This window comes from Pseudoalteromonas sp. Cn5-37, assembly GCF_021532495.1.
Taxonomy (GTDB): Bacteria; Pseudomonadota; Gammaproteobacteria; order Enterobacterales; family Alteromonadaceae; genus Pseudoalteromonas; species Pseudoalteromonas simplex.
On the sequence record NZ_JAKGBA010000001.1, the window covers coordinates 622,790 to 638,485 of the forward strand.

A 15,696-nucleotide genomic window follows, 5' to 3' on the forward strand; every position below is an offset into this window, starting at 1 on the left:
GAAATATAAGCTATAAAAAAGGCTGCATAATGCAGCCTATTGTCTTTAATTTGCTTACGCAGATTAAGATAAAGAAGTGATCCAACCAAGAATAGCGTTTAGACAGCCAATGCCACCGAATACAGCTAAAAACGCAATGAAATAAGTTGCATTGAACGGATCTTTAAAGTCTTTATCATTCGACATAATTACTACCTTTATTTAAGCACGACAAAATAAGGCGCTCATAATAGTCGAACTAAATACATCAATAAAGACTTTTAGCTGATTTTTAAACCAAGGTATTAGAAACCACAATGCCGCGTTCTGCCATTGCACTTAAGGTATTGAGCGCCCCCTGATACAACTGCTCTTGGCTAAATTGAGGCGCATGCTCTGCAACTGCTTGGCATACATCATTTAAATCTGCACCCGGCTGAGATTCAATAATATTAAGAAGTAATGCGGTCATCGCATTTGTCGATAAAAATTGTACTTCGTCATCGCTATCACGATAAACCACAAAGTAACTGGGTTGTGCTGCCGGTTCACTTGGTTGATTATCTGCACTGATGGTATGAACAGGAAAACTGTAACTCAAATTACGGGCAAGTGAACTTAAGAATAATGCAGAGCTTGTCACTTGATGAGCCGATAAACTGACTTCTTCTGCCACCTCTTGAGCAACCGATACATCAAGCTCAACCCATTCATAGTGCGCTAGCTCTAACATAAACGCGGGATCATCGCTTTGCACTTCATAGTCATTAGCAAGAAAAGCCAGAAACTCCCCTGCAATATCTAAAAAATAAGGTGATTTACAATCATGCTGGCTAAAAAACTGCCTAACGAGTCTGTGCCAAGCTTGCTCTGAATATAAACTTTTTAATACTGGATACGCAGAGCTGACAAACCCATCCACATTATTAAAAAATAAGTCGCGGTAAATAGCCATCCGACGCTCTTCAATATCACTAGGCTTAGCGTGTTGTTGAGGGTCGCGGATATGCGCCATAAACGCTTGCTGTACTTGAGTAAAATGTTCAGGCACTGTGTTTCACCCTTGCTTGGTTTTGCTTGCTCGCTGTTTGCTGCAGTGCTTCAATGGTTTTTAGCTCGGTTAACAACTCACTCATCGGCGGAATATTAAAATCACGCTCTAATAAAGTGGGAAATACGCCATGAACTTCATAAGCTTTTTCAAGCAATTGCCAAACAGGATCGATAACTGGCGCACCATGGGTATCAACCAGTAGATCTTCAGCCTCAGTGTAATGGCCCGCAACATGCCCATAGGCAATCCGTTTTGTTGGTAATTCAGCTAGGAATTGCTCAGCGTTATAACCATGATTAATCGAATTAACGTAAATATTATTCACGTCGAGCAGCAGTTTACAATCAGCTTCTTCTAAAACAGCATTAGTAAATTCAAGTTCTGTCATTTGTTGCCCAGGGGCGCCATAGTAAGACACGTTTTCAATAGCAATTGGCTGTTCTAAAATATCTTGTACTTGCCTAATACGAGAAGCAACATGCTTAATAGCATCTTCAGTAAATGGTATAGGCATTAAATCGTACATATGTCCTTCGCCCGAGCAGTAACTTAAGTGCTCGCTGAATAAACGAATATTATGCTCTTTAAAAAAGGTTTTAAGCGATTGCACAAATTCAATATCAAGCGCTGCTGGTGAGCCAATCGATAACGATAAACCATGGCAAACAAAGGCATGTTGTTCGGTAAGCTGTTTAAATTGTTTACCAAAACGCCCCCCAAGCTTTAGCCAGTTTTCAGGTGCAACTTCTAAAAACTCAATAGGTTTAGGAACATCAATGAGCATTTCATCAAGCATTTCTCGGCGCAAACCTAAGCCAATCAGCCCAAAATCAGCTACTGATTCATTTAACATACTACCTCCTACTAAAAAGGGCCTTTACGGCCCTTTTAAAAGCTAAATGAGCGCTTAGTGATTAGAACCACATTTACCTTCGCCACACTTACCTTCTTTAGCTTTCTTTTTGTCTGCGCCACATTTACCTTCGCCGCACTTACCTTCTTTGGCTGCTTTTTTGTCTGCGCCGCATTTACCTTCGCCACACTTTCCTTCTTTGGCTGCTTTTTTATCGCCGCCGCATTTACCTTCGCCGCACTTGCCTTCTTTGGCTGCTTTTTTATCTGCGCCGCATTTACCTTCGCCGCACTTACCTTCTTTGGCTGCTTTTTTGTCGCCGCCGCACTTACCTTCACCGCACTTGCCTTCTTTTTCAGCTTTTTTATCGCCGCCACATTTACCTTCACCGCATTTACCTTCTGCGGCATCTAGTTGATAGCCTGCTTGCATTTGCTGAAATTCAAATGGGTTTGCACTTGCATCAGTTGCTACAAAACTTGACGCACCTACTACAACCGCACCTAATGTTAATGCAATTGAATTTTTCTTAACTGTGTTCATTCGATGACTCTCTTTTTTATAAAGGGTTATTAAACAAGACCCGAGAACTAAAAATTACTTTCAAAATTTTTATAATTATTTTCTGAAAGTGCCAAGAATGCAAATTACGATTTATAAAACAATCCAGAAAAGCTAGAATACGCGTCCTAATTTTTGATGAGTTAACAGGTATCATGCGACTAGTTTTAGCACCGATGGAAGGCGTTGTGGATTTTAAAATGCGACAACTCTTAACTGATTTAGGTGGATTTGATTTATGCGTAACAGAGTTTGTTCGTGTCGTTGAAGACACACTGCCCGAACGCGTGTTTCATCGCTACTGTCCTGAGCTAAAAACCGGTGGCTATACCCGTGCAGGTACGCCAGTGCGTATTCAGTTGCTAGGTCAAGTTGCCCATGCTTTAGCAGCAAATGCCGTCAAAGCAATACGCCTAGGCTCCCATGGCATTGACTTAAATTTTGGTTGCCCAGCTAAAACAGTGAACAAAAGTAAAGGTGGTGCGGTACTGTTAAAAGACCCTGAGCACATGTACGAAATTATTAAAGCCGTACGTGATGCTGTTGATCCTTGCCATGAAGTTAGTGCCAAAATTAGGCTTGGTTTTGATGATGATAGTAATAGCCAAGAAATTGTTGATGCTGTTGTTAGCGCGGGTGCTTCAAGTCTTGCTATTCATGCCAGAACTAAAAGAGATGGTTACAACCCTCCGGCATACTGGGAAAAAATCCCCCCGTTGATCAAAGATAAAAATATTTCGGTCGTTGCTAATGGCGAAATTTGGCAAGTTGAAGATGCCATGCTTTGTCAAAAGCGCAGTCATTGCCAAGATTTAATGCTTGGTCGTGGTGCATTAGCGATGCCTGATCTAGCAAAACAAATAAAATCTCATGCAGAAAACGAGCATTACACTCCGATGTTATGGGAGCATGTGATATACCACATTATTCATTCATCTATGCACCAAGACGAGAGCAAATGTGAAAAGTATTTTGCTTCTCGTACTAAGCAATGGCTCGGCTATTTAAAGCGCCAATACCCACAAGCTAACGCACTTTTTGATGAGATCCGCCGCCTAAAAGCCAAAGACGAAGTTGCAGATGTACTAAGAAAGTACGCGAAAGCGCCGAGTATTGATACAAATCATAATTAGCAAATCGATTTTGTTTGATAATACCAGTATTGCCCACTTGGAAGAAAAGCGATGAACAATACTGAAATTCAAACAAAGTTATCTGCGGAACTTGCGCAGGTTCGACAACGTTTACTGGATATGCTGGCTAATTCTGATCAAGCCTATCATCAGCAACTGCTATCGCAACTCAAGGATCATCCCCCTTCAGACTGGTTAGAGCTGACAGCAAATAATCTCGGTTCTGAGTATCAAATATTGATTGCTCGAATAGAAAAGTTAGAAGCAGCACTATGCCAAATCGATATTGGGCAGTATGGCTATTGCTGTGATTGTGAAGAAAAAATTGATGACGAACGTTTACTTGCAGATCCTGCAAGCCAACGCTGTCGGCGATGCGCTCCATAGAGCGCAGCGCTGTACTAATTTATAAAAATAAAGCTCATCGCAGGATAAAGCACGATATCCTCAATTAACCAATCAGCTTGTTGCTGATTTACCCCTAGACGCTTCATCAAACTAACACGTGCTTGCTGTTCACTCCATGTGTGATAATGAATTCCTAAGTCGGTTTCCATCATAACTTGCCAGAAGTATTGCTCATCTTTTGTTAATTTACGCTTACTTTTGAGCGGGTCGAGATAATCAAGCTGCCAATCAAGACCTGTGTGCTGATGACTTTCTACAAAATAGTTCATTACTAATGGTTTAGCGTGAGAGTCTGATACAGGTAATACAAAATCTGCATTCTGCGATTGCTTTAACGAAGCCTGGATTTCACTTAACCAAGTTAAAGGCGGCTTAGTCTCACCACTAAAGTAATTAAGTTTACTTTGATACCAATCTTTACCATTTGCCAAACCGACTAAACCAAGTTTTGTACGCGGTTTATATTGAGTTAAATATTGATTAAGTTTGTTTAGTGCTGCTTGTACACTGTCATCGCTATTATCAAGGTGCGATTTGACCATATTATGTAAAAGCGTTAATTCGATTTTATTTAATTTCAGATTGCTTTGCTCAGCTGCAATTAGCTGCGTTTCAACTAACTCTAGCCAGTTAGCTAATTCATTTACTGAATAGTCATCTACTAAACGAGCTTGGTTAATAACATCACGTTGTACAGGCCACACAAAGTAACGTTCGGGATAACGCTCAGCAATAATTAAATAGTTCAATTGCGCCTGTTGTGACACATCTAACGTCGTCGTTTTTAGTCCTTGATAAGCTTGATGACGTGCTTGCAAATAACTTTCTGAGAAAGGCCAGCTAGCAGCTTCACTTTGCTGTTCTTGAGTCGATAATAAATTATTAATAGTTTGCAGCGCTTGCTGCCCTTCACTAAATGTTTTGAAATCTGATGTTTGCTCAGAGCAAGCTATCAGCATCACACTTGCGACAACTAATAATACGATCTGTCTTAGCATTTTAAAATTCCATAAAAAAAGCCCCAGAGGGGCTTTTTAATTTAAAACAACATCAATTAGATTTTTACACCGTTACGAGCGGCTTTATCTTTGATGAAGGTCGACCAGCTCTTCGCAAACTTGCGAGTGCGCGGATCGTCCATTGCTTTAGTGATAGCGTTATAAGCTTGCTTATACTTCTCTTGGTAGTAATAAGCTTCAGCTAAATCAGAGTAAATAGTTCCTTTTTTGTCAGAACCTAACTCTATTGCCTTGTTCAAACGAACAACGGCTGCACTATAATTTTGCGATTGTAAAAGTAATGAACCCGCTTTGCGGTAAAGCTCAGCATCATCATCAAATTTAGCCGCTTCTTCATAGTATTTAGCTGCTTTTTCAATATCTTTAGAACGGTGGTAGTTAGATGCCACTGCACTGATATTTTGCTTGTTACGCTTAACTTTTTCTTCGTTGATTGCCTTTTCAAGCACAACTGCTGCTTTGTAAGGGATATCATTTAACGAATAAAAGTTAGAAAGTACTTTGTATTCAACTTCGTTTTCAAAATAGCCATTTTTATAGGCAACTTCCATGGTCGCTAGACCTTTCTTGAAGTCTTCGGTTTGAAGGTAGTATTTACCTAAACCAACCCAGGCTTTTTTGTCTTCAGGCCAAACACGAACAATTTCTTCAGCAACACCTACCATATTTTTGTACTGTTTAAGTTCAAAATAGGCAGCTAGCTTTAATTGGTAAGCAGCCTTTGCAGGTTCTTTTGCCAATTCAATTGCTTTGTTTGCAGCAGGAAGTACGTCTTTGAAAAGTTTTAACTCGTAGTTTGCTTGCGCAATACGTGTATAAACCTTGTCGTCTTCCTCACCTGTGAAGTCCATCCAGGCTGCATAAGCTTCTTTCGCTTTTGCATATTGCTCGGTACCCGCGTACATATCACCTAGAAGTTTTAAGCCTTGCTCTTGGTCAGCAAAATTTAAAACGTCAGGCTGAACTGCAGCTGCGATATGCTTGATAGCCAATTGATACTGCTCTTTTTGAGCGTACATTTGACCTAAGTAACGATCGACTGTTGCCTTATCAAATTCATCCGAAGGATCAATTTCTTTAAGTAACGCAATCGCTTCATCAAGCTTCTCTTCATTATACAAATCAAACGCTTTAATAACTTTTTTACCAACGCGCTCGCCCATAACTTTAGTTTTTGCTTTTTTACGCGCTTCAATCTTCGCGTAATCTGGCGCTGCTAAAGCAGGTGCAGTGAAAGCTACACCTGATAGAGACATAAGAAGCGCAAGTGCAGTTACTTTAGATAAATTTCTCATTACTCGCCTCCTTAGTTGCCTTGGTTAAGTTTAAAGTCTAATTGTACTTGAAGACCAAATTGCTTCTGTGGTTTACCATCGATGATTTTCGGACGGTACTTCCACTTACGTAGCGCACGTTTAGCTTCGCGGTCGAAGATACGTTTAGGATCGGCGTCGATCACTTCAACATCTTCTACACCACCCACTTCATTGATAGTGAATGAAAGTTGTACCCAACCTTCTTTACCATCACGCGCTGCTTGCGTAGGGTATTTTGGTTCAATACGAACGATAGGTGTCGCGTCACCATCACGTCCAAATGCACCTGGACCACTTAGGCCACCAGCTGTGCTACCCACATCGATGCTTGGCATATTAAATGACAAACCACCAGTGTTAGGGTTGCTGTTTTCCGGCTGAGGCGGCTGCGGTTTAGGCGGCTGCTTTGGCGGTGGCGGAGGCGGAGGCGGAACACGCTTCCTCTCCTGCACCTTAGATTCAGGCGGATTCGTCATAATTTCGACTACGATCTGTTCTTTTTGTTCAGTCGCACGGTCAGCTCCACCGGAGATGAGGTACGCCATGAAGTAGAACAAGCCGAAAGTAACTGCCCCACCTGCAATCAGTGAAAACAGAAAACGAATCATTACTGATCTCCAGCTATTGAAATTTTAAGGTTATCACCCGTCGCTTTGATCTGGTCCATAACTTTAACTACTACGCCGTGTTTTGCTTCTTTATCAGCTTGCAAAATTACAACTTCAGTAGGTTGTTCTGCTAATAAACTTTCAAGCTTAGCTGATACACGCTCAACGTCTACTTGTTGTTTATCAATCCAGATCGCACCGTCAGCGCGGATAGCAACAAAAATGTTTGCATTTTTTTGCTTCGTAGCTGCAGCTGCTTTAGGTTTATTGACTTCGATACCAGCCTCTTTAACGAACGATGTAGTTACGATAAAGAAAATAAGCATGATAAATACGATGTCAAGCATTGGCGTCATGTCAACCGCTGCTTCTTCTTCTTCACGAAAACGTTGTTTACGTGCCATATTTAATTCTCTCTCTAGTGATGAGGCATGCTATCTACAAGTTTAGCTTTCGCCATTCTCGCTCTCGCTTCAAGACGTGAGCTAAAGAATACTCCAGATAGTGCCGCAACCATTCCAGCCATTGTTGGGATTGTTGCCATTGAAATACCTGATGCCATTAAACGTGCGTTACCAGTACCTTGAGTAGCCATGGTTTCGAAAACCGCGATCATACCCGTTACAGTACCTAATAAGCCGATTAAAGGACAAACAGCTACTAATGTCTTAATCAACAACATACGCTGATCTAATTTTTCAGACGCTTCAGAAATCCATGCTTCACGGATTCTGTGTGCGTACCAAGACGTAGTGTCTTGGCGGGCATCCCACTGAGCTACAATGTTCTTCGTCATACGAGGAAACTCAGCTAGTAGGAACCAATAGCGCTCAATCATTAAAACCCACATAAGAAAGAGTGCTATCGCGACCACGTATAATACCTGGCCGCCTGTGCCAACAAAATCCCTGATAGATTCCCAGATCTCCATCAGGACTAGCATTAGGCTTTCTCCTTCTCCGCGTGAGCAGCGATGATACCAGCGCTTTGCTCATCAAGGACATGTAGAACCGACTTACTACGACCCGCAACAATTGAGTGAAGTAGGATAAGTGGTAGAGCTGCAATTAGACCTAACGCTGTAGTTACAAGTGCTAGAGAGATATTACCAGCCATGATCTTCGGATCACCTGTACCGAACAATGTGATTGTTTGGAACGTAAGGATCATACCGATTACCGTACCCAGTAGACCTAGTAATGGAGCGATTGCTGCCAAGATCTTGATGATGTTGATACCAGCTTCGATGCGAGGCGTTTCACGTAGGATTGCTTCGTCAAGTTTAAGCTCAAGGTTTTCAACGTCTTGATTCTTGTTGTCAGCGTAAACCTTAAGAATACGACCCAGTGGGTTGTTTGTATTCGGAGTAGAAAGGTTCTTAAGCTGGCTCTTAATCTTAGTGCTAGTAAGCGCAAGATCAATGAAACGAACGATGAAGATAAGTAGACCAACAACTAATAATAGTGTGATGATGTAACCTACTTCAGCACCTTGCTCGTAGTATTCCATTAGTGATTTCTTCTGCGTGTTGATACGTAAGATCGCGCCACGAGTCGGGTCGATGTATACGCCAGCGTAGTTATCTGCAGAAGTACCTTCTAAATCGCTGATACCCGCTAGGATGTAGCTATCAGGTTGCTTACCTAGAGGTTGAATCGCTTTAGTTTCTGGAGAATAGATTAAATAACCGTCGTCAGTTACTAAGTTGAAGTTACCGATACGCGTTACTTTCTTCACAGAAGATGAACCGTCAAGACCTGCAACTTCAGTTTCGAAAGTTGAAACTTTAGCAGACTCAGTCATTTCAGTTTGAAGAGAAATCCAAAGCTCTTCTAGTTCACGAACAGTTGGAAGTTCTTTCGCAGCAGCTAGTGAGCGAAGTACTTCAGCACGTCCTGGTTTTTCAGCAGAAACAAGTGATGCTTCGATTGAACCGATTGCATCAGCAGCCGCACGACGTACAACACCGAACATCTCACCTAAAGTACCTTGAGCATTTAAAAGAGCTTGCTCTTTTTCTGCTAAAGTATTTTCGTTTTGAGCATATTCTTTAGCTAAACGGTCACCACGTGCTTTTTCAGCAGCTAGGTCGCTTTTAGCTTTGTTAAGTAACGCTTGCTTGTCAGCACGAGCTGAAAGGAACTCTTGTTCACGTTGCTTATTTAATTTGCCTTCAGAGATACGTTCTTGCTTAACTTGCTCAAGAATTTTGTCTAAAGCATCAGTGTTTGCGTGTGCATTAAGCGCGGTACCTGCAGAAACAGATAGTACTGCTGCAACAGCAAAACCTTTAAATAGTTTCTTCATTATTGATTACTCCGCGCCAAAAATTGGTAGTTTAACAAGTTCTAATGTCGCTTGTTTACGCGCCATACGGATAACTTCTTTAACAGGTTTTAGGTATTCTTCACCTAATTCTTTCCACTGTTTAGTGTTGTTATCCCACACCCACGCGTGCTTAAGGTCAAAAGACTGAGCTACGTAAGTGATACGACCTAAACGACCGAAGTCAACGTTGATGCTCTTACCATCGATCTCAAGAGTACCTTGAGAAGCAGTTACAGCTGAGCTGTATGCAGTTTCAACAGTGTAAGCTTCAAGAACTTGGCGGAATTTTTCAGATGTAGTAACTGAAGCTGACGCCATGATGTCACGAAGTCTTTCAACACGTGCTAGACGGTTTTCAAGATTGAACGGAACGTCCGCTTTGATGAATTGCTCAAGCGTATCGATCATGCGATACATCAAAGGCACAACGTTTTGTTTCGTGTTATCGATAGTTGCGATTTGACGGTCAAACGATTCGATTGAAGCGTTTTGGTCAGCGACCAAACGTGCTACGTGATCGTTGTAAACCTTCATTAGCTCAGTTTCGTCAACAACGCTACGGTACTCAGCGATTAGCTCTTGAGTTTGACCATATACATTGTCAATTTTAGTTTGAGACTTAACAGCAGCCTTTTGAATTTGTTGACCTGCATCTTGCACATCTTTCAAAGGATCTGCAATCACATTGCTGCTTGCAAATGCAAAAGCGCCAACCAACGCTGATGCTACAAGACTCTTTCTGATTTTAACAGACATAGTTCCCAACCAATTAAGTAATGTTACTTTTATAATTTAATTACCCTCCGAAGAGGACAACCCTGATATCTTTTAATAGATATCAACCCTCCAATAATGCTAAATGCATCTGAGTCTGTCAACTTGATGTTCGGCTTTCATCGGAAAAATTTGGTGACTCGTCGTTGATATGAAAATAACCAAAACAACGAATTAACAAAAATATAACAGCCACACATCTGTAAGGCTTCTATAGCCCTTTAGTAACAATCATCACATTCATATTCCGTTCAAACTTAAACATAAATGTAACATTTATTGAAATCAAAAAGCGGTAAAGAAAAATGAAAAAAAAATTCAGTTTTTTCATCTAAAAAATCTAATTAGAAGAATTTTTATGCATTTACAGGCAGGGAATGTTTAATAAGCAAGCAAACTGCTTACTAAACATTAAACGGGATTTAATCTTGACTTATAACTGCCGCCATTAGAACACGGCGCGGTCTTTTACTAGCTTAGCTAATGAGATAACTGAATCAACCTCAAGCTTTTCAAATATCTTTGTTTTGTAAGTACTGACGGTCTTGTTACTGATGAAAAGTTTTTCACCAATGTCTTTATTCGATAGCCCTTGCAATAGGTAATTCATTACGGCGAGTTCACGCTCAGTGAGTAACTCGTCAATGTCTTTTTCAGAAGCAATTAAATGCTCTTGAGGAAAAAAGGTGTAACCACGCAAGATCATTTCAACTGCAGAAGAAATATCTTCAAGGCTCTCAGCTTTGTTAACGAAGCCTTGCGCTCCCAACTTTGCTGCAGTGCGTATAATATGCTTATCTTGCTTAGCTGATAAGAATAACACTTTGCCAGTAAACCCTGCACTAACAGCCCGCTTGTATAAGCTAAAACCATCTGAGTCTTCTAACTCAATATCTAATATAGCTAACGCTACATTATTAGCTTTTAAAAATTGTAGTGCTTCTTTTTGACTTCCAACAGCTTGAACTTCGTTAACTAAGGTCGATTTGGATAAAACCATTTTAATTGCTGTTGCCACCATCGGGTGATCGTCTACCAAAAGTATATTATTTCCTATGCTCATCAATTAGCAAACCTTCATTATATCTATCAAACGAGTATTTTATTGCTCATTTAAATTACCGCTGTCTTATATATCACTAAGTTTAGCGGGAAATTCAGATGTTGGTAAAAAAATCTACAATCTCTGAAAATGAGTACTAAATTTTCTCGTTAGATCAAATTCTTCACTTACACAACGATCAATGTCATGTTTAATTAACTAAGTCTAAGAGCATATAGTACTTTAGATACCGAGAGTAGCTTTAAAGGAATAGTTGAGAAAGTTCTAGAAGAATTACCTATTAAAAAAGGCTAACACAATACTTTAGGTTTAAATAGGTTTAGGTACAACTGTATGATATTTGGGGAGTAAATGAATTTTGGTGAAACAGAAACTGTTTCACCAAAATGCTTAGGTTCACATAATAAATTATGCTACTTCTACGTTCTCAGCTTCAGGGCCTTTTTGACCTTGTTTGATGCCGAAAGATACTTGCTGGCCTTCGCTTAGAGTGCGGAAGCCTGTACCTGTGATAGCGCTGAAGTGTACGAATACATCAGGGCCATTTTCTTGTTCAATGAAACCGAAACCTTTAGCTTCGTTGAAGAACTTAACTTTACCAGTAACCGTGTTTGACATACCAAATTTTCCTGTAAGTCAATTATTAAAATTCAGCCATAATGGCTCTATCCTCCCTGAGTGAATGCCCAATAAACTTGGGGTAAAGTACAGGAAGAACCAATAACCAAACCGGTAACCGTACAGCCGCACATTATCCGTAAATTCAATACGCAAAAACTCAAAGCAATTTAAGACTAACACATTAAATAGCTTTTAGCTCTATTAATCGAAAATAATTTTAAGGTCAACCGCTCAAACAAAAATATATGACAGTACTATTTATAAACAATTAATTATAAATGAAAAAAGCCCATCAAATAGATGGGCTTTTTACTCTCGATTTAGACCTTGCTAAAACTTACTTAACTTGCCAGTCCATTTGTGCTTCTGCTTTGATTGGCACCACTTCTGAATCGCCTAGTTTATAGCTAGCTGGTACTGTCCAGCTCTCTTTTACTAGTGTAATGGTATCTTGGTTTCGAGGCATACCGTAAAAGTCAGGACCGAAGTGACTCGCGAAACCTTCAAGCTTGTCTAAAGCACCCGCTTCTTCAAACGCTTCAGCATAAAGCTCAATAGCTGCATGTGCAGTATATGCACCAGCACAACCACAGGCCGCTTCTTTTTTGTCTTTGTAATGTGGTGCAGAGTCAGTACCTAAGAAGAACTTTTTGCTGCCGCTTGTTGCAGCACCAATTAACGCTTGTTGGTGAATGTTACGCTTTAGAATAGGTAAGCAGTAATAATGCGGGCGAATACCACCTGCTAGCATATGATTACGGTTATAAAGAAGGTGATGAGCAGTAATGGTTGCAGCAACATTCTCTGGTGCATTATTAACAAACTCTACCGCATCTTTTGTCGTGATGTGCTCAAGCACAATTTTAAGACTCGGAAAGTCATTTACTACATCCGCTAAAATTGTATCTAAGAAGACCTTCTCACGGTCAAAAATATCAATTGATGAATCGGTTACTTCACCATGTACTAACAGTAACATCCCTACTTCTTGCATTGCCTCAAGTACAGGGTAAATATTCTTAACTGATGTCACACCAGAATCTGAGTTGGTCGTCGCGCCAGCTGGGTACAGTTTAGCAGCAACAATTTTACCTGTTGCCTTAGCTTTTTTAATTTCTTCTGGCGTAGTTTTATCTGTTAGGTAAAGCACCATTAATGGTTCGAAGTTACCTTGTGGGCCCGCAGCTTTAATTCGCTCATAGTAAGATAATGCAGTGTCTGTACAAGTTGCCGGTGGAACAAGGTTAGGCATGATGATTGCTCGCCCCATGTAACGGCTTGCATCACGAACGGTATCAACGAGTTGCTCACCATCACGTAAATGAATGTGCCAATCATCTGGGCGTGTAATTGTTAGAGTTTGCATCGAATTTAAATCTGACATTGCTTGTTTCCACGGCTAAAGTTAGGGGGATAGCATAAACATTGAGCAAATAACCTCGCTTATTTACCCAAGTTCATTTTCAGGTGCCTAGTTTACACCAGTATACGTTTTTTTTGAAAATAACTTTGTGGATAGTTTGATAGTAGGTTAACGTAATAAATTAATACAACATTTTGGTTACCTTTTATTCTATGCCTAAGAGTTTAGACACGGCTTTTGCACTTGAAGTCAAAACAGACCAATTACATATTATTAATCAGTTCTCATCATCTCTAATGCAGTTAGATACAGTTGAAGAGTTACTCGAATATGTTACATCAGAGGTAGTGAGCCGCCTGGGCTTTATAGAGTGTGTCATTTACCTAGCAGACGATAAAACACGTACCCTAAAAGAAATGGCGTCTATTGGCACGGCAAGTAGCCATGATACTTACCATATCGACCGAACAGAAATTAGCTTTGATCAAGGTATTACGGGTTATGTCGCAAGCACTGGCAAACCCTTAATGATTGGCGATGTCAGTCAAGACCCGCGTTATATTGCCGATTCTCGCCCTGCTCTTTCTGAGCTTTGCGTACCATTAGTTTACAAAGAAAAAGTACTGGGTGTCATTGACTGTGAGCACCCGCAAAAACATTACTACAATGATACGCATTTAGAGATTTTATCAACTGTCGCCCACTTACTCAGTGCCAAGATAAATCAAGTTCGCACCGTAGAAGACTTACAGCAAACTGTGATGCAGTTAAATGATGCACAAAAGCTAGAACGCTCGATGCTGCAAATCGCTAACTTAACCTATCAATCAAGCGAGCTAGATAGCTTCTTTGAATCTTTACACGGCATTATTACCTCTTTACTGAGGGCTGATAACTTCTTTATTGGCCTGTATGACAAGCAACTCGATGTGCTTGATTTAGTTTATATTATCGAAGAAGGCGTGCGTTCTAACGCCCATAAGAAAATATCGAAAGAACAACTAAAAGACACCGCATCTTATTATTTATTAAACATCGACCAATCTTTACTTTTTACGAAAGAAGAATTTCAACAACACATTGATGCGGGTCATTTTAAAATGGTTGGTCGTCAGGCCGAGTCTTGGCTAGGGGTGCCATTTAAAGTAAATGAGCGTATTAGTGGTGTTATCGCCGTACAAAGTTACAGTAAAAGCTATCACTATGACGAACATGACCGTGCCTTACTCACGTATGTGAGCCGCCAAATTAGCATGGCGATAGACCGCCAATTATCAAGACAAGAGCTTGAGCACCGAGCTCTTCACGACGAATTAACCGGCCTTGCTAACCGCTCGTTATTAATAGAGCGTATTAAACATGCGATCCTTCGTCTGGCAAGAGCAGATAAGCGCCACCAACATGCCCTGCTCTATCTAGACTTTGACCGTTTTAAAAGTATCAATGATTCATTAGGTCATGAGGTTGGTGACCACTTTTTGGTCAAAATCTGTGAGTTAATCTTAGGTACCATCCGCAATACCGATACCTTTGCCCGCTTAGGGGGCGATGAGTTTGCCATTTTTATGGAGAACATCACCGATAAACAACAAATTAAAGATGCCCTTGAACGAATTCAACTGGTTCTCGCTGAGCCTCTTGATATTGATGGCCACTTACTTCAGGCATCCACAAGTATTGGTGTTGCGTTTTGTGAAAGTAGTCGCGATCAAGCTTATAAGCTATTACAGCATGCTGATGCTGCAATGTACGAGGCGAAGTCATCAGGCCGCGGTAAAGTTAAGTTTTTTAACAATACCATGCGTAAAAAGCTCAAAAATCATGCGGATATAGAAAATGATTTACAGCATGGTATTGAACATGACGACTTTGAACTTTACTACCAGCCAATTTTTACCATTCAAGATGCACAGGTTGTCGGCTTTGAGGCGCTTGTGCGTTGGCACCACCCAAGTAAAGGCTTTGTCTCGCCAAATGATTTTATACCCGTTGCAGAAGACACAGGCCAAATTATTAACTTAGATTTACACTTGCTTGAACTCGCGGCAAAGCAAATCGCACTGTGGGCAAGTAAAGGTAAAGCGTTTGGCCGAATTACCGTGAATGTGTCATCACGTCATTTTGCAAGTCTCGACTTCGTCGCGCAAATCCATGCTTTGTACTCTAAATACAAACTCCCTTTAGGCTCGCTGTGCTTAGAAATCACTGAATCTGGGCTAATTGGTAATTTAGAGCTAGCAACAAAAATTATTAAAGGCCTTGAGCCTCTTGAAGTTAAACTGTGCTTAGATGATTTTGGTACTGGCTACTCAGCGCTTGGTTATTTACACCAATTACCTATCCATATTTTAAAAATCGATAAAAGCTTTATCGATCATTTAAATAAAGCACACAACCCCTTGGTGGATGCCATATTATCGTTAGCACAGTCGTTAAAGCTCGATGTTGTTGCGGAAGGGATTGAAACAGAAAAACAATTGGCAATCTTAAAACAAACTCAATGTAAGTTTGGTCAAGGCTTCTTAAAAGCGAAACCCATGCCAGCCAGCGAAGCAGAAAAAGTCATCACTCACGGATTGGTATAAGCTAAGATAAAAAAGCCTTGCAAATTCAAGG

17 protein-coding genes are annotated in these 15,696 nt (G+C 40.5%); 3 read left to right on the forward strand and 14 right to left on the reverse strand.

The genetic code is table 11. The features are described 5' to 3' along the window. Positions 1-63: 63 nt before the first annotated feature. The 4 genes from L1266_RS22230 to L1266_RS02790 form a co-directional block, all read right to left on the reverse strand. On the reverse strand, positions 64-186 hold the full coding sequence (locus L1266_RS22230; protein ID WP_254907726.1) for a hypothetical protein: 123 nt from the start codon (positions 184-186) through the stop codon (positions 64-66). A gap of 85 nt (positions 187-271) precedes the next feature. Then, positions 272-1,030, reverse strand: coding sequence for an HvfC family RiPP maturation protein (locus L1266_RS02780; protein ID WP_283235034.1), 759 nt, complete (start codon positions 1,028-1,030; stop codon positions 272-274). Then, entirely contained in the window at positions 1,023-1,886 is an 864-nt protein-coding gene (locus L1266_RS02785) for an HvfB family MNIO-type RiPP peptide maturase (protein ID WP_138616016.1), read from the reverse strand. The genes L1266_RS02780 and L1266_RS02785 overlap by 8 nt, the downstream gene beginning before the upstream one ends. A gap of 54 nt (positions 1,887-1,940) precedes the next feature. After that, the gene (locus L1266_RS02790; protein ID WP_235376807.1) at positions 1,941-2,429 is read right to left on the reverse strand and encodes an HvfA family oxazolone/thioamide-modified RiPP metallophore; all 489 of its coding nucleotides are present in this window, start codon (positions 2,427-2,429) and stop codon (positions 1,941-1,943) included. 173 nt (positions 2,430-2,602) lie between these two features. Between L1266_RS02790 and L1266_RS02795 the strand changes: the two genes are divergently transcribed. Next, a complete protein-coding gene (locus L1266_RS02795) occupies positions 2,603-3,580 on the forward strand; it encodes a tRNA-dihydrouridine synthase (RefSeq protein ID WP_187490784.1) in 978 nt (325 codons plus the stop codon). Positions 3,581-3,631: 51 nt separating this feature from the next. Further along, positions 3,632-3,967, forward strand: coding sequence for a TraR/DksA family transcriptional regulator (locus L1266_RS02800; RefSeq protein WP_054551553.1), 336 nt, complete (start codon positions 3,632-3,634; stop codon positions 3,965-3,967). A 14-nt stretch (positions 3,968-3,981) separates the two neighbouring features. On the opposite strand, the gene L1266_RS02805 is transcribed toward L1266_RS02800, so the two are convergent. From L1266_RS02805 to pyrC, 10 genes are all read right to left on the reverse strand, one after another. Continuing rightward, entirely contained in the window at positions 3,982-4,986 is a 1,005-nt protein-coding gene (locus tag L1266_RS02805; RefSeq protein ID WP_235376808.1) for a hypothetical protein, read from the reverse strand. 56 nt (positions 4,987-5,042) lie between these two features. Then, on the reverse strand, positions 5,043-6,302 hold the full coding sequence (locus tag L1266_RS02810) for a tetratricopeptide repeat protein (RefSeq protein ID WP_054551555.1): 1,260 nt from the start codon (positions 6,300-6,302) through the stop codon (positions 5,043-5,045). Positions 6,303-6,313: 11 nt separating this feature from the next. Continuing rightward, positions 6,314-6,931, reverse strand: coding sequence for an energy transducer TonB (locus tag L1266_RS02815; RefSeq protein ID WP_054551556.1), 618 nt, complete (start codon positions 6,929-6,931; stop codon positions 6,314-6,316). Next, complete coding sequence (locus tag L1266_RS02820) at positions 6,931-7,335, reverse strand: ExbD/TolR family protein (protein WP_054551557.1); 405 nt, start codon at positions 7,333-7,335, stop codon at positions 6,931-6,933. The genes L1266_RS02815 and L1266_RS02820 overlap by 1 nt, the downstream gene beginning before the upstream one ends. A 14-nt stretch (positions 7,336-7,349) precedes the next feature. After that, the gene (locus tag L1266_RS02825; protein WP_054551558.1) at positions 7,350-7,874 is read right to left on the reverse strand and encodes a MotA/TolQ/ExbB proton channel family protein; all 525 of its coding nucleotides are present in this window, start codon (positions 7,872-7,874) and stop codon (positions 7,350-7,352) included. Beyond that, positions 7,874-9,238, reverse strand: coding sequence for a MotA/TolQ/ExbB proton channel family protein (locus L1266_RS02830; RefSeq protein WP_054551559.1), 1,365 nt, complete (start codon positions 9,236-9,238; stop codon positions 7,874-7,876). Before L1266_RS02830 ends, L1266_RS02825 begins: the two co-directional genes overlap by 1 nt. 6 nt (positions 9,239-9,244) lie before the next feature. Then, complete coding sequence (locus L1266_RS02835; RefSeq protein WP_054551560.1) at positions 9,245-10,015, reverse strand: DUF3450 domain-containing protein; 771 nt, start codon at positions 10,013-10,015, stop codon at positions 9,245-9,247. 466 nt (positions 10,016-10,481) lie between these two features. Continuing rightward, a complete protein-coding gene (locus L1266_RS02840; protein WP_082389172.1) occupies positions 10,482-11,096 on the reverse strand; it encodes a response regulator transcription factor in 615 nt (204 codons plus the stop codon). A 408-nt stretch (positions 11,097-11,504) separates the two neighbouring features. Beyond that, the gene (locus tag L1266_RS02845; protein WP_036967526.1) at positions 11,505-11,714 is read right to left on the reverse strand and encodes a cold-shock protein; all 210 of its coding nucleotides are present in this window, start codon (positions 11,712-11,714) and stop codon (positions 11,505-11,507) included. Between the two features lie 340 nt (positions 11,715-12,054). After that, positions 12,055-13,101: a dihydroorotase gene (pyrC, locus tag L1266_RS02850; RefSeq protein WP_054551562.1), complete on the reverse strand. Its 1,047-nt coding sequence runs from the start codon at positions 13,099-13,101 to the stop codon at positions 12,055-12,057. 191 nt (positions 13,102-13,292) lie between these two features. On the opposite strand from pyrC, the gene L1266_RS02855 reads away from it, so the two are divergent. Beyond that, positions 13,293-15,665 carry an EAL domain-containing protein gene (locus tag L1266_RS02855; protein ID WP_235376810.1) on the forward strand — a complete coding sequence of 791 codons (2,373 nt, stop codon included), beginning with the start codon at positions 13,293-13,295 and terminating at the stop codon, positions 15,663-15,665. Positions 15,666-15,696 lie beyond the last annotated feature (31 nt).